At 50.1% G+C, this 24068-nt stretch carries 16 protein-coding genes; 9 read left to right on the top strand and 7 right to left on the bottom strand.

Annotation, left to right across the window (positions count from 1 at the left end):
* Nucleotides 1-17 precede the first annotated feature (17 nt).
* The 8 genes from J7619_RS29520 (at nt 18) to J7619_RS29485 (ending at nt 10213) form a co-directional block, all read left to right on the top strand.
* Nucleotides 18-2507: a glycoside hydrolase family 95 protein gene (locus J7619_RS29520; RefSeq protein ID WP_291207800.1), complete on the top strand. Its 2490-nt coding sequence runs from the start codon at nt 18-20 to the stop codon at nt 2505-2507.
* A gap of 35 nt (nt 2508-2542) precedes the next feature.
* A complete protein-coding gene (locus tag J7619_RS29515) occupies nt 2543-4477 on the top strand; it encodes an alpha/beta hydrolase-fold protein (protein WP_291207799.1) in 1935 nt (644 codons plus the stop codon).
* Between the two features lie 367 nt (nt 4478-4844).
* Nucleotides 4845-5300: a GNAT family N-acetyltransferase gene (locus tag J7619_RS29510; RefSeq protein WP_291207797.1), complete on the top strand. Its 456-nt coding sequence runs from the start codon at nt 4845-4847 to the stop codon at nt 5298-5300.
* Between the two features lie 213 nt (nt 5301-5513).
* Entirely contained in the window at nt 5514-6650 is a 1137-nt protein-coding gene (gene rffA, locus J7619_RS29505; protein ID WP_291207795.1) for a dTDP-4-amino-4,6-dideoxygalactose transaminase, read from the top strand.
* Nucleotides 6647-7834, top strand: a complete 1188-nt coding sequence (locus J7619_RS29500; RefSeq protein ID WP_291207794.1) for a TDP-N-acetylfucosamine:lipid II N-acetylfucosaminyltransferase — start codon at nt 6647-6649, stop codon at nt 7832-7834. Before rffA ends, J7619_RS29500 begins: the two co-directional genes overlap by 4 nt.
* Nucleotides 7825-9291, top strand: a complete 1467-nt coding sequence (locus J7619_RS29495; RefSeq protein WP_291207792.1) for an MOP flippase family protein — start codon at nt 7825-7827, stop codon at nt 9289-9291. The genes J7619_RS29500 and J7619_RS29495 overlap by 10 nt, the downstream gene beginning before the upstream one ends.
* Nucleotides 9292-9617: 326 nt before the next feature.
* Nucleotides 9618-10013, top strand: coding sequence for a hypothetical protein (locus J7619_RS29490; protein WP_291207790.1), 396 nt, complete (start codon nt 9618-9620; stop codon nt 10011-10013).
* Nucleotides 10010-10213, top strand: coding sequence for a helix-turn-helix transcriptional regulator (locus J7619_RS29485; RefSeq protein WP_291207789.1), 204 nt, complete (start codon nt 10010-10012; stop codon nt 10211-10213). The genes J7619_RS29490 and J7619_RS29485 overlap by 4 nt, the downstream gene beginning before the upstream one ends.
* A gap of 1 nt (nt 10214) precedes the next feature.
* On the opposite strand, the gene J7619_RS29480 is transcribed toward J7619_RS29485, so the two are convergent.
* Nucleotides 10215-10967: a LytTR family DNA-binding domain-containing protein gene (locus tag J7619_RS29480; protein WP_291207787.1), complete on the bottom strand. Its 753-nt coding sequence runs from the start codon at nt 10965-10967 to the stop codon at nt 10215-10217.
* Complete coding sequence (locus tag J7619_RS29475; protein WP_291207785.1) at nt 10967-12619, bottom strand: sensor histidine kinase; 1653 nt, start codon at nt 12617-12619, stop codon at nt 10967-10969. The genes J7619_RS29480 and J7619_RS29475 overlap by 1 nt, the downstream gene beginning before the upstream one ends.
* 547 nt (nt 12620-13166) lie before the next feature.
* On the opposite strand from J7619_RS29475, the gene J7619_RS29470 reads away from it, so the two are divergent.
* Nucleotides 13167-15350 (top strand): TonB-dependent receptor, encoded by a 2184-nt coding sequence (locus tag J7619_RS29470; protein WP_291207783.1) that lies wholly within the window; start codon nt 13167-13169, stop codon nt 15348-15350.
* A 35-nt stretch (nt 15351-15385) separates the two neighbouring features.
* On the opposite strand, the gene J7619_RS29465 is transcribed toward J7619_RS29470, so the two are convergent.
* From J7619_RS29465 to J7619_RS29445, 5 genes are read right to left on the bottom strand one after another with little or no spacing between them, the layout of a single operon-like run.
* On the bottom strand, nt 15386-17989 hold the full coding sequence (locus J7619_RS29465) for a phosphatidylglycerol lysyltransferase domain-containing protein (protein ID WP_291207781.1): 2604 nt from the start codon (nt 17987-17989) through the stop codon (nt 15386-15388).
* Between the two features lie 49 nt (nt 17990-18038).
* Nucleotides 18039-21155 carry an efflux RND transporter permease subunit gene (locus J7619_RS29460; RefSeq protein ID WP_291207779.1) on the bottom strand — a complete coding sequence of 1039 codons (3117 nt, stop codon included), beginning with the start codon at nt 21153-21155 and terminating at the stop codon, nt 18039-18041.
* Nucleotides 21156-21157: 2 nt separating this feature from the next.
* Nucleotides 21158-22258, bottom strand: coding sequence for an efflux RND transporter periplasmic adaptor subunit (locus J7619_RS29455; RefSeq protein WP_291207777.1), 1101 nt, complete (start codon nt 22256-22258; stop codon nt 21158-21160).
* An 18-nt stretch (nt 22259-22276) separates the two neighbouring features.
* Entirely contained in the window at nt 22277-23539 is a 1263-nt protein-coding gene (locus J7619_RS29450; RefSeq protein ID WP_291207775.1) for a TolC family protein, read from the bottom strand.
* A 37-nt stretch (nt 23540-23576) separates the two neighbouring features.
* Nucleotides 23577-23957 carry a hypothetical protein gene (locus tag J7619_RS29445; RefSeq protein ID WP_291207773.1) on the bottom strand — a complete coding sequence of 127 codons (381 nt, stop codon included), beginning with the start codon at nt 23955-23957 and terminating at the stop codon, nt 23577-23579.
* Nucleotides 23958-24068: the final 111 nt, after the last annotated feature.

Below are 24068 nucleotides of genomic sequence, written 5' to 3'. Positions count from 1 at the left end.
ATATAATCGAAAAATTCATGGAGCCTGGATTGCCCCAGTTTGGTGCCAATTTCCGATTGACGAAACTTCATGTCCTTGTTTGTTTTTCCCTGACCCTTTCCAATGCCTGCTTTTCTCAGCAGCCTTTGAAGCTCTGGTATAATACGCCGTCAGGCAATACCTGGGAAAATGCCTTACCGGTGGGCAATGGCAGGCTGGGAGGGATGGTGTACGGGAATGTGTCCGACGAAACCATTCAGTTGAATGAGAGTAAATTATGGTCGGGCGGGCCCAACCGGAATGATAATCCTGCCGCATTAGCCGCCTTGCCGGAAATCAGGAAACTGATTTTTGATGGAAAACAAAAAGAGGCCGAGAAGCTTGCTAACCAGGCTGTTATTTCCAAAAAATCGCATGGACAGATGTTTCAGCCGGTCGGCGAGCTGCATTTGGCATTTCCCGGGCACGAGCAATACCAGCGGTATTACCGCGAACTGGATATCGAGCGGGCGGTCGCGAAAACGACTTATCAACTTGACGGTGTCACTTTTACGCGCGAGGTACTGGCCTCTCAGCCGGACCAGGTGCTGGTCGTCCGATTGACAGCCGACAAGCCGGGTAAACTGACTTTTTCGGCAGCTTACTCAACGCTTCATCAGCAACCGAAAATCGAGATTTCTCCGGCAAAAGAGCTGGTGCTTTCGGCTACTGCCGCGGATCATGAAGGAGTGAAGGGATTGGTGAGATTCAAGGCGATTACAAAGATCCGGACGGAAGGTGGGAGTATTTCGGTGGGGGATACCGCGGTTAACGTGAATGGCGCGACGGCCGCAACGATTTATGTCTCTGCTGCCACGAACTTCACGAATTACCACGAAGTATCGGGGGATGAAAATGTTTTGGCAAGGGGCTATTTGGAAAAGGCTGCCGGCAAGTCCTATGATACGATACTCAAATCGCATGTTGCTGCTTTTCAGCAATATTTCAACCGTGTGAGGCTCGATCTGGGCGCGACGGAGGCCGCAAAATTTCCTATTGACGAAAGGCTGAAAAATTTCCGGACTGCGAATGACCCTGCACTGGTTGCATTGTATTACCAGTATGGCCGTTACCTGCTGATTTCCAGTTCCCAACCCGGTGGGCAGCCTGCCAATTTGCAAGGAATATGGAACAACAAAATGCGGCCGCCTTGGGACAGCAAATACACGATTAATATCAATGCGCAAATGAATTACTGGCCTGCGGAGAAGACGAACCTGTCGGAGCTGCATGAGCCCTTCCTGAAAATGGTCACCGAGCTGTCCGAAACGGGCCGCGAAACGGCGAAAGTCATGTACGGCGCGCGGGGCTGGATGGCGCATCACAACACGGACATATGGCGCGCTACCGGCGCGATCGACGGCGCGTTCTGGGGTATGTGGATCGCGGGCGGCGGCTGGACGAGCCAGCATTTGTGGGAGCATTACCTGTATACCGGCGACAAGAACTTTTTGGCGAAGGCTTACCCCGTTTTGAAAGGGGCGGCCACTTTCTACGTCGATTATCTGGTGGAACATCCCAAATACCATTGGCTGGTGACCAATCCGGGCAGTTCGCCGGAAAATGCGCCGGCCGCACACGAAAGTTCTTCGCTCGATGCGGGCACGACCATGGATAATCAAATTGCATTCGACGTTTTCAGCTCGGCCATCCGGGCGGCGGAAATTCTGAAAAAGGACGCCGCATTTACCGATACGCTTCGCCAGATGCGCAAGCGGCTGCCACCAATGCATGTGGGACAATACGGACAGTTGCAGGAGTGGCTTGACGATGTGGACGATCCCAAAGACGAGCACCGCCACGTGTCGCATTTGTATGGGTTGTTCCCCGCTTCGCAAATTTCGGCTTATAGGAATCCCGAACTGTTTGCGGCTGCCCGCACCACTTTAACCCATCGCGGCGATGTTTCCACGGGTTGGAGTATGGGCTGGAAGGTCAATTGGTGGGCGCGGTTGCAGGACGGAAATCATGCGTTTAAACTGATCCAGGACCAATTGAGCCCGCCGAGCAAGCGCGGTGGCGGTACTTACAACAATCTCTTCGACGCTCACCCGCCATTTCAGATTGATGGTAACTTCGGCTGCACCTCGGGCATCACCGAAATGCTCATGCAAAGTGCCGACGGCGCAATGCATTTGCTCCCCGCGCTTCCCGATGTATGGCAGAATGGTAGCATCAGCGGGTTGATGGCACGTGGTGGTTTTGAGCTGGTGAGTATGGAATGGGCTGGTTCAAAACTGACAAAAGTTGAAATCCGGTCAAAACTGGGAGGAAATCTCCGGTTGCGGGTTCCGAATGCATTGAAACTCTCAGGCGGTACATTACAAAAAGCTTCCGGCGAAAATCCGAATGCATTTTACCAAACCGAGGAGATAGCCGTGCCCATCGTTTCACCGAAAGCAACAAAGGAACGGTCGCCATTGAAAGAGACGCTGCTTTACGATCTGCCCACGCAGGCCGGCAAAGTGTACCGTTTTACAGCTCCATAACCGAAAGCATTTTCACCATTTTCATCCAAAAAACCATGCAAAGAATTATCCTGCTCGTCGCAAGCTTTCTGATGTTTGCGAACACCGCTTTTGCCCAAAACAAGCCAATGGAAATGCCCAAAGGCTATGACGTGGTGCGGCAAGGCGTCGCTGCCGGCAAAATCGACACGATAAGCTATCCGTCGAAAACGGTCGGTAATACACGAAAGGCATTGATTTATACGCCTCCGGGTTTTTCTAAAAAGAAGAAATACCCGGTGCTGTATTTGCTCCACGGCATTGGCGGCGACGAGAAGGAATGGCTGAAAGGCGGTAACCCGCAACTCATCCTGGATAATCTGCTGGATGAAAAGAAAATCGAGCCGATGATCGTGGTAATGCCGAATGGCCGCGCGATGAAAGACGATCGCGCTACCGGAAATATTATGGCACCGGACAAAGTGGAGGCCTTCTCGACCTTCGAAAAAGATTTGCTTACAGATCTGATCCCATTTATCGAAAAGAAATACCCGGCGCTTACCGATCGTGAGCACCGCGCCATCGCAGGCTTGTCGATGGGCGGCGGCCAGTCCCTGAACTTCGGGTTGGGAAACCTGGACAAGTTCGCGTGGGTAGGAGGGTTCTCGTCCGCGCCCAATACCAAAAAGCCCGAGGAACTCATGCCTAACCCCGAAGATGCCGGCAAGAAACTGAAATTGCTCTTTATCTCCTGCGGGGATAATGACCGGTTGATTACATTCAGCAAACGCACGCACGATTACCTGTTTGAGCACGACGTGCCGCATGTATACTACGTGGAGCCGGGCGTACACGATTTCAAGGTCTGGAAAAACGGCTTGTACATGTTTTCGCAATTCCTGTTCAAACCTGTCGATGTGGCTTCGCTGCCGAAGTACACCATTTTGGGTACGCCGGCGGCTACCAATGTGCGGTCGGCGCAGTACCCGCAGATACTGCCGGATAACCGCGTCGTGTTCCGCACGAAAGCCCCCAATGCGCAAAAAGTACAGGTCGATCTCGGGAAAAAATATGATATGGAGAAAGATACCGCCGGGTACTGGTCGGTCACGACGGATTCCATTGGCGAAGGCTTCCATTATTACTCGTTGCTGGTAGATGGCGTAGCATTGGCCGATCCGGCCAGCGAAACGTTTTACGGCATGGGCAGAATGGCCAGCGGCATCGAAATCCCTTTCCGGGGAGGAGGCTATTATGCCATGCGCGACGTGCCACACGGCGATATCCGGGTCAAACGCTACCTGTCCAAAGCCAGCAATACGTGGCGTGAAATGTATATCTACACGCCTCCGGGCTACGATGCCTCGACCGAAAAGTACCCCGTACTGTACCTTTTACATGGCGGTGGCGAAGATCAGAGAGGCTGGGCCAACCAGGGGAAAACAAACCTGATCCTCGATAATCTCATTGCGGAAGGCAAGGCGAAACCCATGCTGGTGGTGATGATGGACGGCAACATGGGAAGCCCGATGGGGCCGGGAAGTATGGCGACAGCGGGTGACGGTTTTCTCAAACTCTTTGAAAGTGAATTGAAACAAGGGGCGATGCCTTATGTTGAAAGTACTTTCAGGGTGCAAGCGGATGCGGCGCACCGGGCGCTGGCAGGGCTGTCGATGGGTGGGATACAGACACTTTACGCCGGAGCTAAAAACACGGACCTGTTTTCGTCGTTGGGCGTGTTCAGCTCGGGCTGGTTCGCCAACAATGCGGCACTATCCGGCCCGCATTATGAATTTGTCAAAACCAATGCCGCCGCGATCAACGGCAATCTCAAAAACTTCTGGATTTCGATGGGCGGCGAGGAAGATATTGCTTACAAAAATTGCAAGATCATGCTGGCCAAGTATGATGAACTGGGGGTGAAATACCAATACAGTGAATACCGCGGCGGGCATACCTGGCCGGTCTGGCGGCACGACCTGTTCGGATTTGCGCAGCAGCTATTCAAGTAAGCGGAAGCAACCTGGGACCCCGGTCATTGACCGGAGTTCTTTTAGATGTGGTAGTTAACTTTGGCCGGAGGATTTACTTCGGTCAATTTTGTTTGTAAGGTTTGATTCCTTGTTATGGGAAGCGGTTACAAAAGAAGGGCGAATCCGCAGGAAGTATAGGTATCAGCTTTTTTTAACGAGAAAAGTCATTGTTATCTTCATAATTTTCGACAATAAGGAATTAACTTTTGGTTTGTTGGTTATCAGTGGCTTATGGCAAATACGGACTAAGGAAGGTCGCTCGATTTGACCCGCTTCCGGATTCGGTACTTGGACTTCTTCCAATAAAATTATAGTTTTCAGCCTCAAATCGAAATTTCAGATATTAATGGCTGAACACATGCTAATTCCCGGGCCGGACACCTTAGTCTTTCGCCCGATAGAAAAAAAAGATACCTATTCTGTTTGTCTGCTGCTCGAACAATTGTCTGAATTTCCTGGTGGTGTGGATGTGATTGATATAGAAGACAGCTGGAAAAAGTTTGCGTCCTGTTCCAATGCCTACGGAGTTGTGGGCATTTCCGACGATAAAATTGTTTGCTACGGCAGTGTCATCATTGAATATAAAATCCGGGGAGGAAGGTCGGGGCATATTGAAGACATCGTTGTAGACCGGCAATATCGGCGTAAAGGATATGGAGAACAGGTGATATCGCGCCTCATTGATTATTGCAAAACGGCAGGCTGCTATAAAGTAATACTCGATTGTTATCAGGAGACAGTCCCGTTTTATAACAAGCTCGATTTCAAGGCCACTCATTTTGGGATGTCGAGATATTTATGAGCTTTGAATATCGCTTGCATTGATAACCAGAGTAATCGCTGAAATCCCGGTGCATTCCCGACAGGCCTCCGCGCCATGTTGGCGAATTGCTTGCCGATCCGGACGGGAACATAGTTTCGTTATCTTCACCCTAGTCACTGCATACGTAAGTGACCTCAAAAAACTACAAATTGAAATACAAACGCCTCGCGCGGTTTAAGTACATTTTATATTATGATTCCCTTTAACAAACCGTATCTGACGGGAAAAGAGGCTCATTACCTCTATCAGGCCGTTCTGTCGGGCAAAATCTCCGGAGACGGGATTTTTACAAAAAAGTGCCATTCCTTATTTGGGGAGCGTTACAGCTTTCAGAAATCTCTCCTGACGACCTCTTGTACCGACGCCCTGGAAATGGCCGCTATCCTCGTGAATATCGAACCAGGCGATGAGGTGATCGCACCTTCCTACACATTTGTATCTACCGTCAATGCTTTCGTATTAAGGGGTGCCAAAATTGTTTTTGTAGACTGTCTCCCCGACCATCCCAACATGGATGTGTCTCAAATTGAGCCGTTGATTACCGAAAGAACGAAGGTGATCCTTCCGGTTCACTATGCGGGAATTGCGTGCGATATGGCACCCATAATGGAACTGGCTGCGAAATACGGCTTGTTCGTGATTGAAGATGCCGCTCAGGCCATCGATTCCTACTTCAATGACCAGCCGCTGGGCGGCATAGGTCACCTGGGTGCGTTTTCGTTTCACGAAACCAAGAATATCATTTCCGGCGAAGGCGGAATGCTCGCCGTCAATGAGCCAGGCCTGATAGAACGCGCAGAAATAATCAGAGAAAAAGGGACGAACCGATCACAGTTTTTCCGTGGCGAGGTTGATAAATATTCGTGGGTGGACATCGGGTCGTCATTTTTGCCTTCTGATATCATCGCGGCGTTTCTTTTTGCACAACTCGAACATCTGGACGACATTCAGGCCAAGCGAAAGTCAATTTGGCATCTTTATAATGAAAGGCTCGCACCGTTGGCCAATTATGGTGTTCAGCTACCCTATGTGCCCGGGTACGCAACCAACAATGCGCATATGTTTTACCTGGTCTGCAATTCACTCGATGAACGGACGAGCTTAATCCAATTGCTGAAAGACAATGGAATTTTATCTGTTTTTCATTATTTGGCTTTACACAAATCACAATTTTATGCAGAAAAACATGACGGCAGGGTCTTCCCGGAAACCGACCGTTATGCCGATTGCCTGCTCCGCCTGCCGTTGTTCTATGAATTAGAAAAAGATGATATCCTCAAAATTACCGACTTAATCCTTGGTTTCTACCATAATCGTTTTTCTGCATGATACTGCACTTGATGCACGACGAAAAGTTTTGTGATAATACCATTAAAAATTTCGAAAAAGTAAATCCGGGAAACAATAAATACCTTGTATTCAAAGCAGCCAAGGACAAGGGTGTTTATCGATATATCAGTCATCCCGAACTTACTTGTGAATTTTTTTATGAACACGAAAGTTTAAACGATCATGTAACTGCCACACCGGCGATCAGCGGTATCATCGCGCATTCCATCAGTTCCCTTTTTGCTTCCGCTATTTCAGACCTGATTGAAAATGTGAAGTTATATTGGATTGTCTGGGGGTACGACATTTATACGCTGCCGGAAATTCAACCCGGATTGTATGCTCCGAAAACGTTATCCTATCTGACAGGGGAGAAACGATGGCTAAGCCTTTCCTGGACCTTAAACAAATACAAGTTGCTCCGGTTCCTTTTTTACACCGCACGTGGGAAAAAGAATGTCTGGAACCTGCACGAATCGGCCCACCAGAAGGTAGATTACTTTGTAACTTATATCCGGGAAGATTACGAGCTATATAAAGCGAAATACCCCGAAACGAAATGTAAATTCCTCGATGCAGCCTTTTTCAATCTGGATCAATATGTCGGGGAGGCATTTATCGATAAGAAAACTTCCGGCAAAAATATACTGATAGGCAACTCCAATTCCCCCGAGTCAAATCATTTGGACGTCATTCAGTTTCTTAAAGACGTGCCGCTGGATAATGAAACAAAAATATACATTCCGCTTTCTTACGGGGAAAACGATGGGTACAAAGAGGCGGTTACCCAAAGTGCTGAACAACTTTGGGGCTCACGCTCGATCCCACTGTTAGGTTTCATGCCCCAGCAGGAGTATGTAGAGATATTACTGACCTGTGGTGTCGGCATCTTTTACCACCACAGACAACAGGCGATGGGTAATATCATTGCCATGCTATGGTTGGGAGCGCGCGTTTACATGGCCGGGGTCAATCCTGCCTTTCAATTTTTGCGAAGGATAGGCGTCCATGTGTTTGATTTACAGCATGATTTTCAGCGTTACGGACTGAGCGCATTAACGGAGGATCAGATCACCAGGAATCGCGCGGTTCTGACAGCAGCATTCTCCGAGGAGAAAGTCGAGCAAGACTATGAGAATCTGGTCAGGAATATTTACGAATTTAACGGTCTTCCATGTCACTGAAACAAAAAGCATTTGGAGCTGCAAAATGGACATCTTTTTCAGCCATGGCAACTTCTGTGATGCAGCTGTTACAAATTGTCATCCTGTCAAGATTTATTGATAAGGCGGATTTTGGTTTAATGGCAATCGCTCTTTTTGTGATCGGGCTTTCCCAGATGTTTATGGATATGGGAATTTCCAATGCGATTATTCACAATCAAAAGGTTACCAGCAAACAAATAAACACGCTCTTCTGGCTGAATATCTTTGCCGGTATTACCATTTACGTTACACTATACATTTGTACCCCTTTTATTGCCGATTTCTATCACAGCCCTGAGCTGGTAAGTATTATCAGGTGGACATCGGCTACTTATTTGATTGTCCCTTTTGGTCAGCAATTTGAAACACTGCTGGTTAAGGAGCTTAATTTTAAGTCTCTGTCGATCAGGGATGTGATTGGAAAGACAGGTGGCCTTTTAGCGTCTGTTCTGCTGGCATTTTGGCACTACGGCATTTATGCGCTCGTTTATGCCAATTTATTCCAGGCCCTGGTTTCTACCGCGCTGCTGGTCGTTTACGGCCTGAAAATTTTCAGGCCGAAGTTGGAGTTCGATTGGTACAGTTTGAAAAATGAAGGTTTCTTTTCGTTTGGGCTCTTCCAGATGGGTGAGAAAACGGTGAATTATTTTAACTCCCAGTTTGACACGCTCCTGATTGGAAAATTGCTTGGTATGGAGGCGCTCGGTATTTATAATATCGCCAAGACCCTCGCATTCAAACCCTATCAGATCATTAACCCGATTGTGACCAAAGTCGCATTTCCTGTTCTGGCAAAAATGCAGGACGATATCGACAAACTAAGGCGGGCCTATATTCAGATTTTACGCCTGCTTACCTACGCCAACGCACCGGTGTATGCGGCGATGATTATCCTGGCAAAACCCTTGATTATTCTGTTTTTTGGGGAGGCCTGGACCGAATCGATCCCTTTTTTGAGAATTCTTGCCATAACCGCTCTTTGCAACAGCATCGGTAATCCGGTTGGGGCTTTATTAATGGCCAGGGGGCGCGCCGACTGGGGTTTCTACTGGAATTTAGGTATGCTGCTATTTATGCCTCTTTGCATTTGGATAGGCAGTTTTTGGGGATTAGAAGGGATCGCCTGGGGGCTGACCCTGTTCAAAATCGCCGTCATGCTTCCCGCATGGGGTTTGTTTGTATACCCGCTCTGCAAAGCCAAATTCCTGGAATACTTCGGGAGTGTCGGCAAGCCTATTCTGCTCGCCACAGCCAGCGCTGTGGTTGCCTATTTAGTTTCCCCGTCCATGAATAATAATTATCTGGATCTGGGCATAGGGCTGTTTATACTAGGCGCCGTGTATGTGGGTCTTGGAATGCTGGCTACCAATAACCAGGAAAGAGCGTCCCTGATGCATTTTTTTGCTAACAAGGGGCAGGTTGGCCAGCAGAGTTAGTGACCGGCAGGTCCAGCTTCATTTGGAGTTCAGAGCAGATGAGGCCTTTCTTGATTGTTGAATCGATTCATCTTTTCAGGATAATGCGAGATGCAGTGCTGCGATGATTATCGTAGCACTGCTTCTTTTCCGACCCACGTACCAGTTTACAATTCCTTCGCGGATATTTCGCTTAATTACATCCGTAAATACTTCAAACTTGTATCGCTTCATAAGCCTTTTCATCGAACATGGTGTCTACTATTGGCGTTATTTTGTCATGTATACTTGACAAAATGAAATGTTTGCCTATCTTTACATGTGCTAAACATACAACATCTAAACTTATGGAACGATCGGAAAAAAATGCCAGCCAAAACTCCGTAATCTTTGCGCTTATTTACGGGGCCACCTATGTTCCTGCTACCTGGTTGTTAAAGCATCAGATGGTAGGCAAGCCACTCTCGATAATCATCGCCATAGTGCCCATTGTCACATTCTCCGTTTTTATTTTGAAACTGATCAAGGCCTTTTCGGTCATGGACGAAGTGAAGCAGCGGGTGCAGTTGGAGGCCGTGGTGATCGGGTTTTCGTTGACGGCCATGTTGATAATGCTTTTGTTTTTACTCGAACTTTGCGGTGTTTCCAATCGCGGCTGGTTTGGTTACGGGCATCTTGTGGGATATTGTTGGGCTTTTTATTTTATCGGCTGGTTCGTTTCGAAGAAAAAATACGGTGTATGAAGAATACAATAAAGGTTGAACGGGCTAAAAAAAACTGGACTCAGGCCGAACTGGCAAAGCATATCGGGATATCGAGGCAAGGTTTGAATTCTATCGAAACCGGGAAATTCATTCCTTCCACAGTGCTCGCGCTGCGAATGGCGAAGGCTTTTAACACTACCGTTGAAGTATTGTTTCAATTGGATGATGGAGAAGAGTAAGCTAACTTGCCTCCATCAGCGCCTGGCGCACTGCGTCCTTCTTTAAGCGCGACACGGGAATTTTCGCACCGTCTTCCAGCAAGAGGTAGCCGCTGTCTTCTTTCAGCAGACTTTTAATGTAAATCTTGTTCACCAGATGTGAATGATGGCACCGAACGAAACCATAACCGGTAAGGGTCTCATCATATTCAAACATCGGCTTGGATACCAGCAGCTTTTCACCCCCGCGCAGAAAAAATGCCGTGTAGTTGTTCTCGGCCACACATCGGATGATGTCGGCGGTTTTGACAAATCGTGTTTCCCTGGCAGAAGAAAGCGCGATCCGGTGTTCGGATTTCTGCCCAGAGGCCATCAGCAAATGCATCAGGTTTTGCAGCTGCGCATTCTGTTTCTTCTGCTCAATCTTTTCTCCGGCGCGCTGAACGGCATATTGCAATTCGTGCGGGTCGATGGGTTTCAAAAGGTAATCGATGGCCGAGAAGCGGATCGCCTGGATGCCATATTGTTCGAAACCGGTAACGAAAATGACCTCGAAATCATACCTGGACAACGATTTGAGCAGGTCAAAACCATTCCTGCCGGGCATTTGGATGTCGAGGAAAACGAGCTCGGGTCTGGCATTGAGAATCAGTTCAATGCCTGCTTCGGCACTGCCGGCCTGGCCAGCCACGGTTACGTGCGCAGAATAGCGTGTCAGCAGTTCCCGCAGGTTCTCGATATTGTTCGGTTCGTCGTCGATGATAACTGCGCGCATCAGAGCCAATTTTTGAATGTCAATATGACTATTGTTCCTTCTTTGCCGGAAGTCATTTGTATGGTAATCAGGTATTTTTGTTTGTTCAAAAGTTTAATCCGCTGGTGAGTGAGCGAAAGGCCCTTGCCTTTGGCTTGCCGGCTGGTGTCGAAACCGTGCCCATTATCCCGGATGGTGATCAGCAGATCTTCATCTTCAACTTTAAATGTCAGTTCCAGCACGCCCGCCGGACCGAGCCCTGAAATGCCATGCTTTACGGCATTCTCCACCATCGGCTGCACGAGCATCGAAGGCACTTCCAACTGGGTATTCCGCACAACTTGGTCCGCCGTAATCTCGTAACGGAAGCCGAAACGGAGCTGTTCCAGCTGGATGTAATTCTCAATGTTCGTTATTTCCAGGCTCAACGGTACCATCTCGCGTCCCGAATTTTGAAGTGTGTTCCGCAGCAGGCGACTGAAACCGGTCAGGTAAGTGTTGGCCCGGTCGATCTCGTTCTTATTGATCAACCCTTGCAGCGATCCGAGCGCATTGAATACGAAATGCGGATTCAGCTGCGATTGAATAGATTGCAATTCAAGGTTGGTTTTGTGTGCCTGATCCCGTGCTTTGCGCAGCCGCTTCCGGAAATAAAAATACATGAGCAGGCCCACCAAAATGGTCGTAAGCCAGAGTTTGGTCATCAGCACCATACCGATCAGCCATAGTATTACTTTGGTATTGTAAGTAAAACTGCCGATCCACGTGTGGTCGATGGTGAATGCATAACTGCCGTAGGTTTGCTCACTTGCGGTATAGCTGTACTGGACTTCATATCGCCCATCCACGAGCCACGACCAGTTCCCATTGATGTGTTCCAGCAAAAAATGGGGGGTCATCTCGCTGGTGGTTCCTATCCATTGCCCCTTTTTACCAATCCTGTAACTAATGCGCGATGGTCGTACTTTTCCATCGTAGTATGCCTTTTTGAATCCGAAGAAGAGTTCGGCCTCTGCAATGGACAGGGAATCCGGCACGGCATTGGGATGAGAGTAGGTATTGGGTGCCTTGTTGAAGAAATGCATAAACTGCCGGAGTTCGGTGGTGTCCTCGATGCCGGCCGCATTGTGATGCCTGATATCGACATAAAACAGTTCAGGCTTGGGGAAAATCCACGAAATTTTTAGCTGGCTGATCAGCCGTTCGTTACGATCCAGTAAGGAAACCGTCGTAGAGTCGCTCCGGAATGGGAGTAAGGCCGCAGCGTTGCACTTTTCGCCATTCAGCTGATAATAGGCGACATCGGGAATGTCGTCCCGCGTGTTCACAGGTTCATTATCCACTTTCAGCATATAACCCTTTGATAATCCTGCCGGATTTCGAATTACCAGCGTCAACCGTTCCGCCATTCTTCCTGCTGTAACATGGTAAATGCGGGATGCCACTTCACGCACTTTTGCCTTTGTAACGGTGTCCATCACCGCGTTGCGGGCAATGTTGCGCTTTTCATGCGCTGTGAAGGAGTGTACGATCAGGTCCAGGTGAGGTTCACTGGTTTGTTGGTTTATGAGGAAATGGCTGCTCGTTGGGTCAAGGACGAGCGTTTGCGCGCTGACATGGGCGATTGAGGTTACTAAAAGGAAGAGTATCGACGCTTTTTTCCACTTTTTCATGCCTTTCGGATTTGGTTTAAGACAAAATTGGGAAGGCATCTTGATGTTCAGTAGTGGAAATGTGTTGATGACGGCTCTTGATGTGTAAAATGCAAATAGCAGGCAAAACTAATGGACGGTTTAATTTTAAGTAGGAAAAACTAGTAATTTCATTGCATGAAGTTACGCTGGCGACTCTGGCTCTTGCCTGTTCTGATGATAGGTATGTTCATTTCGGTTTTTGAAGTGAACACAGAAGGCATATCCAATAGCTGGGGTGACGAATGGGACACGTATTTACCTGTTGAGTACATACGGGATCAGTTTCAAACCACCGTCGTTTCACCCTCCCGGGCGTCGGGCGTGGTAGTCCCGTGCAAACCGAAGCAAGGGGTTCGAAAGTTCTCTGAACGATTATTCACAATTGCATACGGCCATCAGCGATGGCACTGGCAGCCTCGGATTTTCCTGCGATGTTGCCAATGGCGGATTTAGACCGGCAATGAACCCACATGGGCCTTCTGTAATCGGAAGGTTTGGCTTTGTTGTCCAATCTAAATGCTATTTCATGAAATTCCTTTCTGTTTTTGCTGTGCTGATAACGACGTCGGCACTGGGACAATCCATGTTGCGCGCCCGCGTCGTGGATGCGCAGTCCTTGGCTCCTTTACCCGGCGCTACTGTCCAGATTATCAAGTTAAACCGCGGTGCAACTGCCGATGAAAGCGGACTGGCTGTCATGACCGACATACCCGATGGCTCGTTTCAGGTCACTACCAGGCTGATGGGTTATAAAACGGCCCTGAATGAGTTGACTTTTCCCATGTCAACGAACGACACGATTCGGATTGCACTATCCACAGCCGGTGAAGAGTTGGGTGAAGTGACAGTGTCTGCAACCCGTAGCAGTCGTACTATCAGCGACATTCCAACCCGGATCGAGGTGATTTCAGCCGGGGAATTGGATGAAAAGGCCAGCATGCAACCCAGCAATATCCGCATGGCCCTCTCGGAGAGCACGGGGATTCAAACCCAACAAACTTCGCCTACTTCTGCCAATGCCACTATCCGCATTCAAGGGCTCGATGGCCGTTACACCCAGCTGCTTCAAGATGGTTTCCCCCTATATTCCGGGTTTGCGAGCGGTTTAAGTATTCTGCAAATTCCCCCGCTGAATTTGAAACGCATTGAGCTTGTCAAAGGATCATCGTCAACCCTGTATGGCGGCGGCGCAATTGCCGGATTGATCAATCTGGTCACGAAGGAACCTTCCACAGAGCGGGAGCTTTCATTTTTGGCTAATATTAATCAAACCGGGGCGTTGGATGTCAGCAGCTTTTACAGTGAAAAATACGGCAAAACAGGGCTCACATTGTACGCATCCCGAAATAGCCAGGCGGCATATGATGTCAATAAAGATGGCTTCTCCGACCTGCCGCATTATACGCGTTACACAGTCAACCCAAAATGGTTTTGGTATTTAAATGCTTCCACAAAAATCAGTTTCGGCATTAATGGCAGCTTTGAAGACCGGCTGGGTGGGGATATGCAGGTAATAAAGGACCAGGCAGATAGTACGCATCAATACTATGAGGGAAACAAAACCAACCGGCTTTCGACCCAGTTGCGCTTTGATAAAACATTGGCCAACAAAGATATACTGTCCCTTAAAAACGGCATTGGTTATTTTGCAAGGGATCTGACACGCCCCGACTATTACTTTGGAGGGCACCAGGTTGCGACCTTCTCCGAACTGTCATACAGTCGCCCCGACCCGGTGTTTGAGTGGGTGCTGGGTGCTAACTTATGGACCGACCAGTTTCATCAACGGAACCCGGGAAAGCTTCCGCTGGACTATTCGCTAAACACCGCCGGTGTCTTTGCACAAAGCAACTGGAAGCCGTCCGCCAGGTTTGTGCTGGAAAGCGGTTTGAGAATTGATTACCTGAGTCGCGGCAGGGTGTTTGCCTTACCACGTATTTCAGCACTTTACAAAATTTCACCCGCAGTTACGATGCGGGCCACATCGGGAATGGGATATAAAGCCCCAACAATTTTCACCGAGGAAGCCGAGGAACAAGCCTTCCGCGCTATTCAGCCAATTAATACTACCGCCATCCGAAACGAAGCTTCGCTGGGTGGGAGTATTGATATCAATTACCGGACGCAGCTCTCCGAGCAGATTAACCTCTCGGTCAATCAATTGTTTTTCTATACCCGGTTGAACCATGCCCTTTTGCTGGCAGACAGCCCTTCCGCTGACGGGCTGTACCATTTCTACAACGCCGCCGGGCGCCTGGTTTCAAGAGGAATGGAAACGAATGCGAAGCTCTCCTATGATGATCTGTCGCTGTATCTGGGTTATACTTTCATTGATGCCAAAACAAATTATAGTCCTGTCGCCGGCAACCCCGACGTCCGGCAAAATCCATTCACGTCCAGAAACCGGCTGTATACCACGGTGCTGTATGAAATCGATGAGAAGCTGCGGGTGGGCTACGAGTTATTCTATGTCGGAAATCAAACAATCAGGGACGGAAGTAAAAAGCCATCCTACTGGATGATGGGTATCTCTGCCGAACGACGCTGGAAGCATTTTAGCCTGTTTGTCAATTTTGAAAACTTCCTCGATGCAAGGCAAAGTCATTTTGAACCCATGTACACCGGTACAATCCCAAACCCGCATTTCGCTGATATCTGGGCACCAACCGACGGATTCGTATATAATGGTGGTTTCAAACTTATCCTGTAATTCCAATTCGAACGATAAGCAATTTCGTAGCATGGCTACGGCCTGAATACCCTTGACAAGGCGCTGGTGATACCGATCAGATCGTAGTCTTCGTCGTAGACCATGTATTGATTGCGCCAGGAGGGGGAAAATTTGTCTTTGAATTCGCGCAGGCCTTTGTAGTGGGCAAAGGAACGCAATCGCTCGTAGGCGAATTTGACCGATTTGTCGGGAAGACGGGTCGCGTCCTGTAAGCCGGACATGGGCGCAAGGCCCAGGTTGACCGTTTGGAAGCCCGCTGATTTGAGATGATCAAACATAGCTACCATCAGGAAGTCGATTGTGCCGCCGGCCGCGTCGGGCAGTTTACGGATCAGGTCGTAGGTGGCTTCCCCCGGCGCAAAATCCGGGATAATGTTCAGAAATCCTGCAAGCTCTCCCTGGGGGCTTTCGGCGGTGATGATCTCCTGGCTCCGTAGTTCCTCCAAATCGAAGAGCCCCTGCGAGAAAACAAGTTCGGTACGGTCAGTGGATTGGAGCCATCTTGCCGAAATATTTGCAAGCTGTGCCAATACGGATTCAGCTACCGGCGGCTGATAGATTACCGGGCGGTAACCCAATCCGCGCATTTTCGAGATAGCATTGCGGATCGATTTTCGGGAGGGGCCTTCGAGCGTAAAATTGCGCAGGTCTACAACGGCTTCCTGACCGAGAAAAACGCTTCTCTTTCGTTGAAATAAACCCAATTGTGGTTCCGGGACCCGGTAGTACACGCTTTTCAGGCCGGACCGGTAACAATATCGGTCGAATTCCCGGATGCACGCTTTCTTTTCGCTTTCCGACGAGGCAACGGGTGTTTCCAATACAAATGCAAATTTTCCGGAAAGACGGTAAGCAATGAAGCCGGTGCGACGGGTTGACCAGAAGATCAGTTTATCGGGGTAGGTTTTGAAATAATCCAGACTACCCGTACCGAATTTCTCTACCATCGACCGGGCTTCGGGCAGATCCGCTTCGTCCGGATCGAGGAAGTGTGCGTAGGGCCTGGCGAGGGTATAAATCAGGAAAGCCATACTCGAAAACCCCAACAGCCGGATCGAATGCAGGAACCCCGCAGCGAACTTGTCGTGGGGGAGGAGCGGAGTTTCCAGCAGAAAAAAGTTGCTGAATGTGTATCGTACCGACTCCCGAATGCTGAAATCGATGCCGAAGTGGGATTGGTCTAAGAAATAAAAGCCGGCAATGCCATATACCAGCGCCAGGGCGGTGGCCAGCAAGGACACACTGACCCCGACAAATCCCAGTCGCTGATTGGTCCTGACATTGTACTGCTTTCGGGTTAGGATCAACAGCACCACCACGCACGCCGAAAGAGCGGCTTCCTCGTAGTCCAATGCTTTGGTGAGGTGGCCTATACAGGATAAGACGGCCAGTAAGACGGCGAAATACCAGGCGTTCTGTAATCCTTTGAGTAGAAATGCTGCCACCACCAGCAGCAACAGACCAGCTGCGAAAACAAAGTAATTGGAAGCGGTGACGACGCCGATCGGGATGACGGATTCCAGGGCATGGAGCCGTTCGGCAATCGCCGGCGTGAGCGCCGAAAGAATGTTAACAAGGCCTAGTGTCAGCAGCAGGAAAGCGGGGATGATTCTCATCAAGAACCGGTTGGCAGGGCGCAGAAATGCGAAAATGCCTGATAGCAAAGGAAGCCAGAACTCGAAAATGCGGTACAGAAGGGTAGTGGCAACGGCCTGGTCCTCCGACAGGCCCAATTGGCCAAGCAGATAGGCCGTCGATAACTCCACCGCGCCCATTCCGCGGAGAAAGGGCGATGCCAGCATGAAAATAACGGAGACCACATAAGCGATCACGGCGGCAAAAATGGAAGGCTCGATGTGTAGTGCACACATGGAAACATACAAGTGCGCGATGCCGATGCATTCGATCAGCATGCTCACCGCAACTGTGGCCAGCATAGGCCGCACACGTACCTGACCGGACAGCAGTTGTTGCAGAAACTGCGCCAATGAAGGTAATTTCTGCGAGAGCCAGATGTAGAACCGGCTTTTGGCGCGAACGGCCCGGTAAAGCAGGAATAGCGCTGCGGTCGCCAGCGTGACGATCAGCAGACTACCCCAGGCGCTGTTTGCTATCGGACTGACCATCGCAGCCCAGCTAAATGCAGGTATAGCGACGATCAGCACGGTGAGGATCCCCACAAAGCCGTAGATCGTGGAGGCAAGATTGATTTGCTCCTGACTGGTGCCGTGCCGCTTTATGTCTTGTGAAAAGAACGCCAGCGCCGAAACGCCGCCAGCCGGCAGGAATACACTGACCAGGTTTCTTTTCAGGAACAGCATCAGGCATGCGGACATAGATACTCCCGCGCCGACGGAACGGAATGCACATTTATACATCCATGCCTGGGCCATCACGTAGCACACAACCAGCAATACGCCCGCAACAAGCCACCCCAGGGAGGCTCTACCGATGAAGGACTGCACGTCGGCGAGCTCGCGACCCTGATGGGCGAGGAACCAGCCTGCTATCGCGATGAAAAATGCACCGATCAAAAACTGCACGATAATGCGCAGATGCTCCGCGATGAACGTGGGGTATTTGAGAGATATTTTTGTCCTGGCAGAGTTCATAATCATGTGGAGGCCGCATGACGTTATGTGATAGTATACTCCATAACGGTCATATTTAGCTGTCTTCCAGTAATTTCTTTCGTTTTTCGCGGCTACTGTAAATGTATTCGTAGATAGTCGGCAGGATGAGCAGCGAGAGCAGGGTAGCTGTCATAAGCCCGCCGATCACCACAATGGCCAGTGGTTTTTGGGTCTCCGAGCCAATGCCGGTGCTCAATGCAGCCGGAAGCAATCCCAGCGAAGCCATCAGGGCCGTCATGATCACCGGGCGGAGGCGCGAACGGGCACCGTCTTTGATTGCCTCTACGAGCGTCATGCCCGCGTGCAGGTTGTGCCGGAATTTGTTAACCAGGATCACGCCATCCTGCGTAGCCACGCCAAACAGGGCAATAAAACCAACCCCCGCCGAAATGCTGAAATTGACGCCGGTAATGAGCAGCGCGGCAATGCCGCCGATCAGCGCGAAGGGCACGTTGAGCAGCACCAGCAATGAGTCCAGTGTATTGCCGAATGAGGCGAACAAGATGAAAAAGATCAGCAAAATACTGATCGGTACTACTACCATCAGCTGTTTCTCGGCCCGCTCCTGATTTTCGAACTCACCGTTCCATTTGATTTCGTAGCCTTTATCAAGTTTCACGTGGTCGGATACCTTTCCGCGAGCCTCGTCCACGGCGCTGCCCAGGTCACGGCCGCGAACGGAGAACTTGACGGCGATAAAGCGGGCATTGTCCTCGCGGTAAATGAAAGCGGGCCCTGCCTGATTCCGGATCACAGCCAACTCTTTCAGCGGAATTTTTCCGCCATTCAGGGTTGGTACCAGCAGGTTGCCAATCTGGTCAATGCTTGATCGATAGGGTTCCGCGTAACGCAGACGCAGGTCGAATTTGCGCTCCCCCTCATAGACCTGGCTTACTGCCTTACCGCCGATCGCCATTTCAATGACCGCGTTAGCGTCGGCGGCATCCACGCCGTATTGGGCCATTTTGTCCGGGTTAAGGGTGATGCGAAGTTCGGGCTGTCCCAGGTTGCGGAAAATGCCCAGGTCTTCAATACCGCGAACGGTTCCGAGCTGGGCGTACACCTGGTCGGCTTTTTGGTCGAGTATATTCAGGTCGTCGCCCGTGATCTTGACGGCAATTGAGCCCTTAACACCGGAGACGGCTTCTTCCACATTGTCGGAAATAGGCTGCGAAAAGCCGAAATCGATTCCTTTGTAAACTGCGAGTTTAGCTTGCATTTCGTTGATAAGCTCTTCCTTGGTTATTTTACGCTTCCATTCTTCTTTCGGGAAAAGGTCCACGAAAAATTCCTGGTTGAAAAAGCCCGTTGCATCGGTACCGTCGTTGGGACGGCCCGTTTGCGAGATCACCCCTCTGACCTCTGGAAATTGTTCGAAGATCTGCCTGAACTTACGGGTGTAATGGTAACTGTCTTCCAGGCTCACCGAAAGCGGCATACTGGCCCTGACGTAAATGGAACCCTCGTTCAAATGCGGCAAAAACTCCGAACCCACCCAGCGAAAGGAGAAAATAGCAGCGCTCAAAGCAATCAGCGCGGTAAGAACGGCCCGCTTCGGGTGCTGCATCACGTGGTCGAGCAGGGGAGCGTACCGGCGGTTAAGCCACTCGATCAGTGGGTTATGGCGCTCCCGGACGTTTTTGTTCAATAAAATGCTGCTCATGACCGGCACGAATGTCAATGCGAGCAGCAATGCGCCGAGCAATGCAAATCCCATGGTAAATGCCAGCGGGCTGAAAAGTTTTCCTTCTACTTTTTGAAATGAGAAAATAGGCAATAAAGCCGTGATAATGATCAGTTTCGAGACGAGGATGGATTTACCCATTTCCAGCGCCGACTTCAAAATCCTTCCCAGCTTGGCCCGCTTGTTGAACTTCTCCATTCCCTCATGCTCGGCCCAATGCGCGAGCATTACAAAAAGGCCCTCCACCATCACAACTGCTCCGTCGATGATGATCCCGAAGTCGATCGCCCCGATGGAGAGCAGGTTAGCGCTCATGCCTTTGGCGCGCATGAGAATAAATGCGAATAGCAATGCAAGCGGAATGACGAGCGCGACGGTGATGGTCGTGCGCCAGTCGGCCAGGAAAATGAGCAAGATCACTGTCACCAGCGTGATACCCATCGCCACATTCTCGGCAACAGTATGCAGGGTATGCTCATTCAGTTCGGTACGGTCGTAGAAAACCTTGATCCTGACATCGGAAGGCAGCGCGACCGTGTTCAGGTAATCGATCTTGGCCTTCAATCTGGGCAATACATCGCCGGGGTTTTCGCCCTTGCGCATGAGCACAATGCCCTCCACCACGTCGTCGTGCGCATCGCGGCCCACGATCCCAAGCTGCGGCAAGGCCGACTGGTGTACCACGCCGACGTTCGTCATGCGGATAGGTACTCCGTTCAGGTTTTTGATGATGATTTTTTCGATGTCGGCCACGCTGGTGACAATACCTATCCCGCGCACAACAAACGCTTGCTGCCCCTGCCGGAGCACATCACCGCCTACGTTCACATTCGCGCGTTGAAGCGCACCGTACACGTCGAGCGCGGTAAGGCCGTACCTGGCGAGCAGGCTCGGGTTAATGCTTACTTCGAAGGTCTTCACATGCCCGCCAAAGCTCACCACGTCGGCCACGCCCGAAACAGCTTTGATATTTTTCTCAATGACCCAATCCTCAATGGTTTTCAGCTCGGTGTTTGTCCGGGTCCTGGATTCCAGGGTGTAGCGGTATATTTCGCCGGTAGGACCGGCAGGAGGTTGTATTTCCGCATCCACCCCCTCGGGCAGGTTCACATTTGCCAGCTTCTGTGAGGCTTCCATCCGCGCATAAAACCCGTCGACGCCGTCTTCAAAGACAATTTTGATAAATGAAAGCCCAAAGAGATTGATCGATCGCAAGGCCGATTTGTGGCTGATTGAATTCATTTCCGTTTCGATCGGTACGGAAATAAACCGTTCCACCTCCTCGGCGCTCCGGCCCGGCCACTGGGTGATGATCACCACTTCGGTATTTGTCACGTCGGGATAGGCTTCCACCGGCGTGAAATAGAAGCTTATCGCGCCGGCGACCACCACGAGTAGTGTCAGAAAAAAGATGATGGCCTTGTGTTTAAGCGAGAACCCGATAATGCTTTTGATCAGTTTGTCCATCCCTAGTTATCGGTTAGTTCGCTGAAAAGCATCAATGCCCCTTCGGTCACGACCTTGTCCCCGTGCCGGAGGTTTCCCTTCACGTACATGAACCTGGAAGTGTTTTTCAGGATTTCCACAGGAACCGATTCGTACTTGTCCGGCCCATTTTCACGGATTACAAAGTAGCGGTCCTGGCTGAAAATAACTGAGATCGGGTTTACGGCCAGCATCTTATCCGGCTTTTCAACGCGCAGCTTGACAGTACAGAACATGTTGGGTTTCAATGCCCGGTCTGAATTGGAGAGTACCACGCGCGCCTGAACGACTTTGGTATCATCGTCCACCATTTGCCCGATGTTGGCGATCTTACCTGTGAAAGTTCGTCCGGGATATGCCAGGGTCGTAATGTCGACCAACTGGCCCTCTTTCACTGATTGGACGTCAGATTCGTAAATATTGATCATCACCCAAACGTCTGTCAGGTCGGATATGATAAAAAGCGGGTCGGCGTTGTCGGGACGTATCTGCATATTGGAATTGATGTTACGCTGGACGACGAAGCCGCTTTCCGGCGCTTTTACCAGGAAAACCGGTTGATTGGCCGACGGCTTTCCACCGTAGAGTTTCAACATTTGCGCTGACCGTTCCAGCTCCGAACCGGCTATTTCCAGTTGCTTGCGCGCATTCACCAGATCTGTTTCAGAGGAAAACTTGGTTTTGTAAAGCTGTTCGACATTGTCTGCATTGCGTTTGGCAATGTCATAGTTGGCTTTGGCGCTGTTGTGGTCTTTGAGGACGTTGCTCACATCACCGCTTTGCAGCGTGGCGATCACCTGTCCTTTTTTGACATATGCCCCCAGATCAGCCCGTACATCGATCACATTCCCGCTCACAATCGGGTAAACCTTGTCGACTTTCTTTTCGTCGAAAGATACCGAACCGGTGAATTGCAATTCCTGTTCGAAATTTCGAAGTGCTACCGTGTCGGTGCGGAATGCGACGTCGGTATCCTTGGTATCTACCTGCTGCGGTTTGTCGGGTTTGTTGCAAGCAGATGCTAACCCGAGTAATAGTAGCAGTCCGTGACGCCCGCCAATGGCAAAATAGCTCTTCGCTTTCATGAGGTGAGTAGTTGAATCCTAAAATGTCCGGGTATTGGTAACGAAGTTGAGCAACTGCCTCGACTGAAAGAGGTTATTGCGGAGGTCGAGCAGGTTGAGCTGAGCGTCGCGATAAGCACGGATCTTGTCGATATAGTTCACCAGATCGATGACGCGTTTGGCATAATTCTCGGTAGCATTTCGGGAAATCTCTTCGATGCTTTCCAGGTAGGCAGGCGAGTACTTTTCCTGCAAGGTCAGGGCTTCCTGCATTTGACGGAACGCCGCCACGACATCCTGCTCCACTTGCAAATGCGCCAGCTGGGAAGCGGTTTTGGACTGATCTATCGCATAGGCTGCGCTGCGGATATTGCCCTCGTTTTTATTGGCTACCGGCAGGTCCATGATGAACTGCACGCCCACATAATGCGGGAATGCCGAACCCACCCGTTGGTAGTCGGCGCCAACCGTAAGATTGGGCGTGGCCAGTGATTTTTGGTAAGTAAGGTTGCGCTGGTTGTACTGTACCTCCTCATTGGCGACTTTCAGGTCGGGGCGGTGGGTGGTGGCTTGCTCCACGAGTTGCTGTAAAGTGGGCAAGGCCTGCTCCGCTGTGGTGTAAGGCTGCGTCAGGATATAGGTTGAGCCGGGCAATGCGAGCAGCACGCGCATATCCGCCTGATCACGGGCGATCTGCGCGCGCAGGTCTGCGAGGTCGCTTTCAAAGTTCTTTTGTTCGAGTTCCAGGCGTGTGACTTCGAACGGAGCGATAGCGCCCACCCGTAGCTGAGCCCTGAATGCGGTCAGCAAAGTTTCCTGCCGCACGCGCTCCTGGTCGAGCATAGCCAGTTTGGCAAGGTTATTCGTAAGGCTCCCGAACGTAGCGGAGAGTGTGTACCGCGCGTTACGCATTACATCCTCGAATGCGGCCTGTTGCAGGGCCACATTGCTCTCGGCCAGTTTTACGAGCTTGCTCCGGCTGGCGGTAAGGCTCAGCACCTGTTGAAGCTGGATGTTAAAAACTCCTCCCGTCGGATTGACCAGATCACCCTGCTTGCTATACGGCAGGAATTTGTGATCGTAGCCGTTGTAAAGGTTGGTCTCGACAAACAGGTTGGGATTGTACCAGAGCCGGGCTTGCCTGACACCCGCTTCGGCGATACTGATATTGAATTTCTGGGCAATCAGGCTAAGGTTTTTTTGTAAAAACTGCTCCTGCGCCTGGGGAAGTGACAAACGGATGGTATCCTGCGCAGTAGCTGAAAGGGCAAATCCTAGCAAGAGAAGTAAAATTTGTTTCATAAAGCGATCGATAACCTTTCAATACTACATGGACAGATCACACCTGCAAATCGGCGATCCGGCAAGGAATATCCAAATCCTCGGATAGGTAATAAATGGCGCACACGCGATGGTAGCCGTCGGCGATGATTAGTTTCTTGGACCTTACCAGTAACACTGGCGAGAGTTTTTCACCGTCTTTTACCTTTTGAATATTCTCCTTGACATGAATGTTGTCGGCCGGCAGCAAAGGCAGCTGACTGGCCCGAAGAATGTCTTTGGCCTTTTTTACGACCGTCTTGCCGTCTTTGAGTTTTTTGACAGTCTTCTCAGGGATGCTGTCGGAAAACAGTAGATCTAAATAGTCCTGAGCGGCGGGGTAGTTACTATTTCTGGGCTTTTTAAGCCAGAATTCCAGATTTGCCTGATGTTTAGTCATGGGATAAAACATGTAAGGTCAATCAATATGTCACCAATTTATTTATTTTCGGGATTATTGAAATAATAATGATTATCAAAATATCTCTACTTGATTGCTTGCCTCATTTTT

It is taken from the genome of Dyadobacter sp., assembly GCF_017744695.1.
Classification (GTDB): domain Bacteria; phylum Bacteroidota; class Bacteroidia; order Cytophagales; family Spirosomataceae; genus Dyadobacter.
This window is presented reverse-complemented; position numbering and strand designations above follow the sequence as displayed.

Bases quoted from the DNA above. Each gene is read 5' to 3' on its own strand.
- J7619_RS29520 (WP_291207800.1), top strand. From the start codon at position 18: ATGGAGCCTGGATTGCCCCAGTTTGGTGCCAATTTCCGATTGACGAAA.
- J7619_RS29515 (WP_291207799.1), top strand. From the start codon at position 2,543: ATGCAAAGAATTATCCTGCTCGTCGCAAGCTTTCTGATGTTTGCGAAC.
- J7619_RS29510 (WP_291207797.1), top strand. From the start codon at position 4,845: ATGGCTGAACACATGCTAATTCCCGGGCCGGACACCTTAGTCTTTCGC.
- rffA (WP_291207795.1), top strand. From the start codon at position 5,514: ATGATTCCCTTTAACAAACCGTATCTGACGGGAAAAGAGGCTCATTAC.
- J7619_RS29500 (WP_291207794.1), top strand. From the start codon at position 6,647: ATGATACTGCACTTGATGCACGACGAAAAGTTTTGTGATAATACCATT.
- J7619_RS29495 (WP_291207792.1), top strand. From the start codon at position 7,825: ATGTCACTGAAACAAAAAGCATTTGGAGCTGCAAAATGGACATCTTTT.
- J7619_RS29490 (WP_291207790.1), top strand. From the start codon at position 9,618: ATGGAACGATCGGAAAAAAATGCCAGCCAAAACTCCGTAATCTTTGCG.
- J7619_RS29485 (WP_291207789.1), top strand. From the start codon at position 10,010: ATGAAGAATACAATAAAGGTTGAACGGGCTAAAAAAAACTGGACTCAG.
- J7619_RS29480 (WP_291207787.1), bottom strand. From the start codon at position 10,967: ATGCGCGCAGTTATCATCGACGACGAACCGAACAATATCGAGAACCTG.
- J7619_RS29475 (WP_291207785.1), bottom strand. From the start codon at position 12,619: ATGAAAAAGTGGAAAAAAGCGTCGATACTCTTCCTTTTAGTAACCTCA.
- J7619_RS29470 (WP_291207783.1), top strand. From the start codon at position 13,167: ATGAAATTCCTTTCTGTTTTTGCTGTGCTGATAACGACGTCGGCACTG.
- J7619_RS29465 (WP_291207781.1), bottom strand. From the start codon at position 17,989: ATGATTATGAACTCTGCCAGGACAAAAATATCTCTCAAATACCCCACG.
- J7619_RS29460 (WP_291207779.1), bottom strand. From the start codon at position 21,155: ATGGACAAACTGATCAAAAGCATTATCGGGTTCTCGCTTAAACACAAG.
- J7619_RS29455 (WP_291207777.1), bottom strand. From the start codon at position 22,258: ATGAAAGCGAAGAGCTATTTTGCCATTGGCGGGCGTCACGGACTGCTA.
- J7619_RS29450 (WP_291207775.1), bottom strand. From the start codon at position 23,539: ATGAAACAAATTTTACTTCTCTTGCTAGGATTTGCCCTTTCAGCTACT.
- J7619_RS29445 (WP_291207773.1), bottom strand. From the start codon at position 23,957: ATGACTAAACATCAGGCAAATCTGGAATTCTGGCTTAAAAAGCCCAGA.